Here is an 864-nt window from a genome sequence, read left to right on the forward strand (position 1 = left end):
GACGACGGCGCCCTCGTCGGCGAGGCAGGGCCGGGCCATGGCCGCGAGCGTCCCGACCGGTCCCAACTCCAGTACGGCGGTCGCGCCTTCGGCCTCCAGGGTGCGGACGGCGTCCTGGAAGCGGACGGTCTCGCGGACGTGCCCGACCCAGTAGTCCGGATGCGCGACCTCGTCGGTGACGATGCCGCCGGTGAGCGCGGAGACGAAGGCGATCCGGGGCCGCCGGAAGTCCAGGCCCGCGATGGCCCGCCGGAACTCCTCCAGCATCGGGTCCATCAGAGGCGAGTGGAAGGCGTGGCCCGCGCGCAGGGTCTTGGACTTGACGTCCTGCTCGGCCAGCCGCCCCACGACGGTCCGGACGGCCTCGCGGGCGCCGGAGACGACGACGTCCCGGGGCCCGTTGACGGCGGCCAGCGCCGTGCCCGGCACCAGCAGCGGGGCGACCTCCTCGGCGCCGGTCCGGACGGCGACCATGAGCCCCGCCCCGGGCAGGGCCTCCATCAGCCGCCCGCGCGCGGTGACGAGTGCGGCCGCGTCCTTCAGGGACAGCACCCCGGCCACGTGCGCGGCGGCGATCTCGCCCGCGGAGTGTCCGCCGACGAACTTCGGCACGACCCCCCACGACTCGACGAGCCGGTACAGCGCGACCTCGACGGCGAACAGGGCCGCCTGCGCGGTCGCGGTGCGGCCCAGGGCCTCGGCGGCGGCATCGTCGGCGTCGTCGCCGAAGACGGCCTCCCGGACGCCGCCGCCGAGTGCGGCGCACACCTCGTCGAAGGCGGCCGCGAACACGGGGAAGGCCGCGTACAGCCCGCGGCCCGTCCCCGGCCGCTGCCCGCCCTCGCCCGTGAACAGCACCGCCAG

At 76.5% G+C, this 864-nt stretch carries 1 protein-coding gene; it reads right to left on the reverse strand.

Translation table 11 applies throughout. From position 1 onward, the window contains the following. On the reverse strand, positions 1 to 864 hold an 864-nt coding region (locus tag SSNG_RS36545; protein WP_042804864.1), incomplete at both ends, for an acyltransferase domain-containing protein.

The sequence above is a fragment of the Streptomyces sp. C genome (genome assembly GCF_000158895.1).
Taxonomy (GTDB): domain Bacteria; phylum Actinomycetota; class Actinomycetes; order Streptomycetales; family Streptomycetaceae; genus Streptomyces; species Streptomyces racemochromogenes.